The sequence below is a fragment of the Roseateles sp. P5_B10 genome (assembly GCF_056400485.1).
In genome coordinates, this window is record NZ_JBFULE010000167.1 from 1 (window position 1) to 8,584 (window position 8,584).

Sequence of the window (8,584 nt, forward strand, 5' to 3'; positions counted from 1 at the left end):
GCACATCGCCAGGCGGGCCGGCTAGGGGCGGCCCGTCGCTCGGCCCGAATACCGCTGAAAAGGCCAGTCGATCTCGCGATCGGCTGGCCTTTCTGCTTTCTTGCGCCCCACACTTGTTTGCGATTGCTTCACAAGGGCGCGCCTAAACTGGCCGCCCGCCCGTTCGAGCTCGCCGTCATGAAGTCCCTGCGTCCGCTGCTGATCGCCGCCCTGACCGTGATGGCCGCGCCCGTGCTGGCCCAGACGCCAGACACCGAAGCCCGCGTCATCGTGCGCTTCAAGCCCCAGGCCGACAGCGTGCGCGCCAAGGCCCTGGCCTTGCGGGCCACCCGGGCCGAGGCGCGCGAGGTGGCGCAGACGCGCGCGACGGCCCTGGGCCTGCGCAGCGGCCAGCGGCTGGCGGCCGGCATCAGCCTGGACGAGCGCACCCATGTGGTCATCGCCAAGGGCATGACCGGTGCCGCGCTGGCAAAGAAGCTGGCCACCGATGCCGAGGTCGAGCTGGTGGTCGTCGACCAACGCCGCAAGCATGCCCGCCTCCCCAACGACCCGCTGTTCGGTGGCGCGGACGTGAACCCTGAATCGACCGTCGGTGGTGTGCAGGCCCGCACCATCGACCAGTGGTACTTGAAGAAGCCCAGCGCCACGCCGGGCCAGGTTGTCTCCAGCATCAATGCGCCGGCAGCGTGGGACACCACGACCGGCACCGCCACAACGATAGTCGCCGTGCTGGACACCGGCGTGCGCCTGGATCACCCCGACCTGTCGGGTCAGTTCGTTAGCGGCTACGACATGATCGGCTTCGGAAGCGCCGGCAACAGCCAGCAAGCGACGTCGATTGCCATCGCCAATGACGGTGGCGGTGCTGACAACGACCCGTCCGACCCGGGCGACTGGGTCAGCCAGACCGATATCAACGGCGGCGCCCTGGGCAGTGGCTGCGACAGCAGCGACATCGGCAACAGCTCCTGGCACGGCACCCGTGTTTCCGGCCTGATCGCCGCCAGCAGCAACAATGGCTTGGGCATGGCCGGCGTCGGCTGGGGCCTGAAGATCCTGCCCGTGCGTGTGCTGGGCAAATGCGGCGGTTATGACAGCGACATCATGGCTGGCATGAAGTGGGCTGCCGGCATTGCCGTGCCGGGCTTGCCGGCCAATGCGAACAAGGCCAAGGTGCTCAATATGAGCCTGGGCGGCAGCGGGACCTGTGGCACCACGGGCACGGGCGCTCTCTACCGTGACGTCATCAGCCAGGTCAACGCGGCCGGTGCCACCATCGTCGTCGCGGCCGGCAATTCCGAAGGCCAGGCCGTCGGCCTGCCGGGCAACTGCCCCGGCGTCATCACGGTGGCGGCGCTGCGTCATGTCGGCACCAAGGTCGGCTTCTCCAGTCTCGGCCCCGAGGTGACCATCGCCGCGCCGGGCGGCAACTGCATCAACACGCTGACCAACCAAGCCTGCCTCTATCCCATGGTCAGCACGACCAACTCGGGCACGACGACGCCGGTGGCGGGCGCAGACACCTACACCGGCAGCGGCGCCTCGGTGGGCACGAGCTTCTCGGCACCCATCGTCAGTGGCATCGTCGGGCTGATGGCCTCGGTTCGGCCGGGTCTGACCTCGGCCGAGGCGACGCAGATCCTCAAGAGCACGGCGCGCCCCTTCCCGACAAGCGGGGGCGGCAGCGCCGCGGATGGCAACCCGCCGCAATGCAAGGCACCCAGTGCCACGGCGCAGGACGAGTGCTACTGCACGACCAGCACCTGCGGCGCCGGCATGGTGGACGCCGCTGCGGCCGTGGCCGCGACCCAGGCGCTGAACGGCACGACGGTGACCATCACGCCAAGCCCGGCGAGCGGCCTGACCGCTGGCCAGACGCTGACACTGACCGTCACGGCCACCGGCCTGCCCGGGGACCGCTCGGTCGCCTCCACGGCCTGGGTGCTGGTCGATGGCGGCGGCATCGTGACGGCCTTTGCCTCCGGCGCCAGCACGGCCACGGCGACGATCACGCCGACGGCGGCCGGCAGCTTCACGGTGCGCGCCGACCTGACCGACAACGCCGGTGTCGTCTACAGCCAGTCGGCGACGATCAGTGTCGCGGCAGCGTCTTCGTCGAGCGGCTCGTCGGGTGGTGGCGGCGGCGGCGCAGCTAGCGCGGCCTGGCTGGCTGGTCTGTTGCTGGCGGCGTTGGCGCTGCGACGCTCAGCTGCTGGCCGCTGATGCGGCTGCGGCGGGCGCCGCACTGCAGGCCTTGAAACCGACGGCCAGGGCCGCGTCCTTGGACGCCTTGAGCCGGGCCGCGAGCAGGCCGTCGGCCTGATTGATGACCAGGCTGTGGCGAGCCAGCGGCGCCTTCAGCGTCAGCACGCGCAGGCCCTTGAGGCCGCGTTTGTCGAAGTTCTCGGCCTGGGCGTTCGCTTCGGCCTGGCTGGGGTGCTTGCTGAGCACGAAGGCCGGTTGCTCGGCGGGCAGGCCATCCAGCGGTTCGAAGTTGATGCGCAGCTGCTTGTAGGTGGCTTCCTTGCGGGCGCGGAACTCGGGGTCGGCGAGCTTGATGGTCGCCACCACCCACACGCCCGGCTGCTCGCTGCTGCGCACCTGGGCCTCAGCACCGGCAGCCTTCAAGGCGGCCTGGGCGGCGGCGAGGGCCGCATCGCCATCGAGCGGGCCCAGTTCCAGGCAGCTGCGCTGGGCGGCGACGGCGGCCGCACTGGCGGCCAGGGGCTGGATGCGTTCGGGATGCTGCTGGGCCTTGACGCGCTGCGGCTCGCGGCCGCCCTCGGCCGGCAGGCCCGTGACGGTGTCCAGCCAGCCGCGCGACCAGATAAGGAAGAGGGCGTTCACCGCCAGCAGTACCAGCACGACCACGCGCATCACAGCGATTTCTCCAATCTGAGACTCAGTTCGCCTCCGCTGATCGGCAGCAGGCCAGCGGCGGTTTCCAGCAGCAGTTCACCACGCTCGCTGACGCCGCGTGCGGTGCCGGCCTGCTCGCCGACGCGCACACGCTGGCCGCCCGCGAGGTCGCGGCGCGCGAATGCCGCCTGCCAGGGCGCAAAGCCCAGGGTTTCAAAATCGGCCAGCATGCCACGCAGTGCGGGGGCCAGGCGGTCCAGCGTCTCGGTGGCCGTGGCGGCCGGGTCCAGCGTCTGCAGCGCCGCGTGGCCGCTGGCAAAGGCGGCGCGGTCGGCGCCTTCGGGCAAGGGCCGCAGGTTGAGGCCGATGCCGATGACGACGCCGCGCTGGTCCGCCGGCAACGGCACGGTCTCGATGAGGATGCCGCCTAGCTTGGCGCCATCCAGGAAGAGGTCATTGGGCCATTTGAGCTGGATGTGCCGGCCCGCCGGGTCCAGCGCATCGGCCACCGTGCAACCCACGGCGAGGGACAGGCCGCTCAGGTCAAGCGCGGCCGGCAGTGGCAAGGCGATGGAGAAAGTCAGCGCGGCGTCATCCCCCCCCTGTTCAGTCAGCCAAGCCCGGCCCAGGCGCCCACGACCCGCGGTCTGGCGCGAGGCCGAAACCAGCAGCGGCCCGCCGCCCTCACGCAGATGCGCCAGCGCCTCGGTGTTGGTCGAGCCGCATTCGGCGAGGTGGCGCCGTTCCATCAGGTCAGCGCCCCGACTTGCGGGTTTTGGGGGCGAGCATGGTGCCGCGGCAGGTCAGCGCGCCGCACCAGCAGGCGAACTGTTTCTTGACCTTGGCCGTGTGGCGGTCGTCCAGCACCAGGCCGTAGTCATAGAACAGCTCCTCGCCGGGCTCCAGATCGCGCAGGGCCTGGATGAAGACGCGGCCATCGACCTCGTCGGCTTCGCAGTTGGGCTCGCAGGCGTGGTTGATCCAGCGCGCGTCATTGCCGCCATACAGCGCATCGATGACGAGGCCGCCGTCGAGGTGGAAGTAGAAGGTGTGGTTGGGCTGGGCCGGGTCGTGCGGATGGCGGTCAACCGCCTGCTCCCAGGTGATGCGCTCGCCGGTGTACTCGATGATGCGCGCACCGGCGGCGATGGGAGCTGCTGCATAAACCCCCCGGCCATGCACGCCGGAATCACGGACTTCGATCTTGCGGCGCGGGGCAGGACGCGGGGATTTGGCGGTCATCGGCGCTGTGGTACGGTGATTTCATGGGTGCGCGTGTGCGTAGGCGTGCGCGCGAGGCCCGGATTGTAGGCAGCAAGAATGAGACCCCTCGTCCAAGGACTACCTTGGCCGGTCCCCCGAGGGGACGGCGATACACGCGGCTTCGAGCCGCGTGCACATCGCCTGGCGGGCCGGCTTGGGGCGGCCCGGCGCTCGGCCCGAATGAACGAACAGACAACCGATTGAAAGACCGATGAGCAAGACTCTGATCATTGCCGAGAAGCCCTCCGTCGCGCAGGACATCGTCCGCGCGCTGACACCCGTGGCGGGCAAGTTCGACAAGCACGACGACCACTTCGAGAACGAGCAGTACGTCGTCAGCTCGGCCGTCGGCCACCTGGTGGAGATCGCGGCGCCCGAGGAGTTCGACGTCAAGCGCGGCAAGTGGAGCTTCAACAACCTCCCCGTCATCCCGCCGCATTTCGACCTCAACCCGATCGACAAGAACAAGGGCCGGCTCAACGCGCTGGCCAAGCTGATCCGCCGCAAGGACGTGACGGCGCTGATCAACGCCTGCGACGCGGGCCGCGAGGGTGAGCTGATCTTCCGCCTCATCGAGCAGTACGCCCAGCCGGCCAAGGGCAAGCTCAACAAGCCCATCGAGCGGCTGTGGCTGCAGTCCATGACGCCCGCCGCCATCCGCGAGGGCTTCGAGAAGCTGCGCAGCGACGCGCAGATGCTGCCGCTGGCCGACGCCGCGCGCTGCCGCTCCGAGGCCGACTGGCTGGTGGGCATCAACGGCACGCGGGCCATGACGGCCTTCAACTCGCGCGACGGCGGCTTCTTCCTGACCACGGTGGGCCGCGTGCAGACGCCGACGCTGTCGGTCGTTGTCGAGCGCGAGGAAAAGATCCGCAAGCACGTCGCCCGCGACTACTGGGAGCTGCGCGCCAACTTCGACGCCCAGGCCGGCCAGTACGAAGGCAAGTGGTTCGACCCCGCGTGGAAGAAGAACGACGACCTGGAGCGCCGGGCCGACCGGCTCTGGACTCAAGGAGAGGCCGACGAGATCGCCAAGGCGGTGCTCGGCAAGCCCGCCGTCGTCACCGAGGAAAGCAAGCCCAGCACCACGAGCTGCGGCGGCCTCTACGACCTGACGACGCTGCAGCGCGAGGCCAATTCGCGCTTCGGCTTCTCGGCCAAGACGACGCTGTCCATCGCCCAGGCGCTGTACGAGAAGCACAAGGTGCTGACCTACCCGCGGACGGACTCGCGCTTCCTGCCCGAGGACTACGTGGCCGTGGCCAAGGACACGGCCAAGATGCTGGCGACCGAGGACCTGCCCGGCCCGCTGGCCGCGCTGTCCCAGCATGCCGCCACGTCGCTGAAGGAGGGCTATATCAAGCCCACCAAGAAGGTCTTCGACAACGCCAAGGTGTCGGATCACTTCGCCATCATCCCGACGCTGCAGGCGCCCAAGGCCCTGACCGAGATCGAGGCCAAGCTCTACGACATGGTCGTCAAGCGCTTCCTGGCGGTGTTCTTCCCGCCGGCCGAGTTCCTGGTCACGACGCGTATCTCGAAAATCGACAACAAGCACCATTTCCAGACCAACGGCAAGGTGCTGGTCAAGCCGGGCTGGCTGGCCGTCTACGGCAAGGACGTGGACGACGAGGACGCTAACCTCGTGCCGGTGCAGGCCAACGAAGTCGTGCGCACCGAGAGCGTGGACGTGAAGGCGCTGCAGACCAAGCCGCCGGCGCGCTACACCGAAGCGACGCTGCTGTCCGCCATGGAAGGCGCCGGCAAGCTCATCGACGACGACGAGCTGCGCGAGGCCATGGCCGAGAAGGGCCTGGGCACGCCAGCCACGCGCGCGGCCACCATCGAAGGCCTGATCAGCGAGAAGTACATGCTGCGCGAGGGCCGCGAGCTGATCCCGACCGCCAAGGCCTTCCAGCTGATGACGCTGCTGCGCGGCCTGGACGTGGAGGACCTGACCAAGCCCGAACTGACCGGCGACTGGGAATACAAGCTGGCCGAGATGGAGAAGGGGCGCCTGAAGCGCGAGGTCTTCATGGCCGAGATCGCGGCCATGACCGAGAAGATGGTCGCCAAGGCCAAGGGCTATGACCGCGACACCATCCCCGGCGACTATGCGACGCTGAAGACGCCCTGCCCCAAGTGCGGCGGCATCGTGAAAGAGAACTATCGGCGCTTCACCTGCACCGGCAAGAGCGGCACGGGTGAGGACGCCTGCGGCTTCTCCATCGGCAAGATCCCGGGCGGCCGCAGCTTTGAGCTGAACGAGGTCGAGACCTTCCTGGCGAACAAGAAGATCGGCCCGCTGGAAGGCTTCCGCTCCAAGGCGGGCTGGCCCTTCACGGCCGAGTTGGCGCTGGTCTATGACGAGGAGATCGCCAACTGGAAGCTGGAATTCGACTTCGGCGAGGACGCCAAGAAGGCCGAGGGCGATGGCGAACCGGTGGACTTTTCCGGCCAGAACTCGCTCGGGGCCTGCCCCAAGTGCAAGGGCCACGTCTACGAGCACGGCGCCAACTACGTCTGTGAGCATTCGGTCGGTGCCACCGTCACCTGCGACTTCAAGACCGGCAAGGTCATCCTGACCCAGCCCATCGAGCCGGCCCAGGTGCACAAGCTGCTGGCCAACGGCAAGACCGACCTGCTGGAAAACTTCGTCTCCAACAAGACGCGCCGCAAGTTCAAGGCCTTCCTGGCCTATGACAAGAAGGAAGGCAAGGTCATCTTCGAGTTCGAGCCGCGCGCTGCCAAGGCGCCTGCTGCCAAGAAGGTGGCAGCCAAGAAGACGGCGGCCAAGAGCTGAGCGGGCAGGAAATTCGCGGCGCCACAGCATTTATGCTCGCCGCATGGCCTGACAAGGCTGCACCGGGGGAGAGGGGATGGCGTTGGCACCGATCAGCATCGGCATACAGACGCGCCTGACGGCCGGCATTGCGCTGGTTGCGAGCCTGCTGGTGCTGGCGGTGGGCTGGTACTGGACGACACACGAAGAGGCCGAGCTGATGGCCGGCCTGCGCCAGCGCGAGGCGCGCATGGCTGGCCTCATCGAGCGCGGTTTCGCGGGCCCGATCTGGAACCTAGACCATGTCGCCATCGAGAACCTGCTCGACGCCGTCATGGCCGACCCCGAGGTGCATGCCATCGAGCTCAAGGGCCTGGGCCTGCGCGGCGGCCAGGCGCGGCGCGGCCGCGACACCCCGGCCGTGGGGCCGCTGCGACGCGAGTTCGCCATCACCTACCAGCCCGCGGCTGACACGGCCGGCACCCAGGTCGCCTCGGCCGTTCTCACCGTTACGCGTGATCTCATCGACGAGCAGATCAGCCGCACCCGCCTCTTCGTCGTCGAGCTGCTGGCCGTCGTCGTCATCGGCATCGTCATCGCCAGCTCCCTGCTCGTGCAATGGCTGGTGCGCCGGCCGGTGCTGAAGCTGGGCGCCCTGGCCCAGCGCGTTGCCAAGGGCGACCTCGGTGCGCAGGAGACCGTGGAGCGCGGCGACGAGATCGGCGAGCTGACGATGCGCTTCAACGCCATGAGCCTGAAGCTGCGCAGCGCGGCTGACCAGGTGCAGCTCAGCTCCGAAGGCCTGCGCGCCAGCGAGGCGCGCTACCGCAGCCTGTTCGAGAACGCGACCGAGGGCGTCTTCCAGGCCGACGCCGATGGCCGCGTGCTCAGCATGAACCGCGCCTTCACGCAGATGCTGGGCCTGGGTTCGCAAAGCCCCGTGGGGCGGCGGCTGCGCGAGCTGTCCGGCATTGACCGGCATGAGATGCAGCGCGTCGCCGCCGTCATGAACGAGCAGGGCAAGATCCAGCAATGCCAGCTGCAGCTCCGCGGCGCGGGTGGCCGGCCGTTGTGGGTCGAGCTGAACGCGCACTGGGTTGAGGGCGAGAGCGGCCAGCGTCGCATCGAGGGCATGGTCAGCGACATCTCGCTGCGCCGCCAGGCCGAGGCCGAGTTGACCCGCCACCGCGACCACCTCGAAGAACTCGTCAACGAGCGCACCGCCGAACTCAGCGAGGCCAAGCTGCGCGCCGAAAGCGCCAACCAGGCCAAGGGCCGTTTCCTGGCGACCATGAGCCACGAGTTCCGCACGCCGCTGAATGCCATCCTGGGCTTCACGCAGCTGATGCAGATGGATGCCGCCATTCCCGCCGGCCAGCAGGCCAAGCTGCAGTTGATGCGTGACTCCGGCCTGCATCTGCTGGAGCTCATCAACGACGTGCTGGACATGGCCAGCATCGAGGCCGGCAAGGTCTCGCTCAAGCCGGCGTCCGTGGACCTGCGCGCCCTCGTCGACATGGCCTGCGACAGCGTGCGCCTGCGCGCCGAGCAGAAGGGCCTGGCCTTCTGGCTGGACATCGACGCCCGCCTGCCGACCCAGGTCATCGCCGACGGCCAGCGCCTGCGCCAGGTGCTGCTCAACCTGCTGTCCAACGCCGTCAAGTTCACCGACAGCGGCAG

At 68.6% G+C, this 8,584-nt stretch carries 6 protein-coding genes; 3 read left to right on the forward strand and 3 right to left on the reverse strand.

Going from position 1 to position 8,584, the window contains the following annotated elements:
• The first annotated feature begins 177 nt into the window (after positions 1–177).
• Positions 178–2,223, forward strand: a complete 2,046-nt coding sequence (locus tag AC1DU6_RS12800) for a S8 family peptidase (protein ID WP_477857567.1) — start codon at positions 178–180, stop codon at positions 2,221–2,223.
• Here AC1DU6_RS12800 and AC1DU6_RS12805 read toward each other — a convergent pair.
• The 3 genes from AC1DU6_RS12805 to AC1DU6_RS12815 are packed head-to-tail and all read right to left on the reverse strand — an operon-like array spanning position 2,206 to position 4,101.
• Positions 2,206–2,877, reverse strand: a complete 672-nt coding sequence (locus tag AC1DU6_RS12805; protein WP_056199777.1) for a hypothetical protein — start codon at positions 2,875–2,877, stop codon at positions 2,206–2,208. The two genes, AC1DU6_RS12800 and AC1DU6_RS12805, sit on opposite strands and share 18 nt — an antisense overlap.
• Complete coding sequence (locus AC1DU6_RS12810) at positions 2,877–3,608, reverse strand: biotin--[acetyl-CoA-carboxylase] ligase (protein ID WP_477857569.1); 732 nt, start codon at positions 3,606–3,608, stop codon at positions 2,877–2,879. Before AC1DU6_RS12810 ends, AC1DU6_RS12805 begins: the two co-directional genes overlap by 1 nt.
• A 4-nt stretch (positions 3,609–3,612) precedes the next feature.
• Entirely contained in the window at positions 3,613–4,101 is a 489-nt protein-coding gene (locus AC1DU6_RS12815) for an SET domain-containing protein (RefSeq protein ID WP_056199773.1), read from the reverse strand.
• A 232-nt stretch (positions 4,102–4,333) separates the two neighbouring features.
• Between AC1DU6_RS12815 and AC1DU6_RS12820 the strand changes: the two genes are divergently transcribed.
• Both AC1DU6_RS12820 and AC1DU6_RS12825 read left to right on the forward strand, forming a co-directional pair.
• On the forward strand, positions 4,334–6,925 hold the full coding sequence (locus AC1DU6_RS12820) for a DNA topoisomerase III (RefSeq protein WP_056199770.1): 2,592 nt from the start codon (positions 4,334–4,336) through the stop codon (positions 6,923–6,925).
• A 76-nt stretch (positions 6,926–7,001) separates the two neighbouring features.
• Positions 7,002–8,584: sensor histidine kinase (locus AC1DU6_RS12825; protein ID WP_477857572.1), on the forward strand; the 1,583-nt coding region annotated here is incomplete at its 3' end.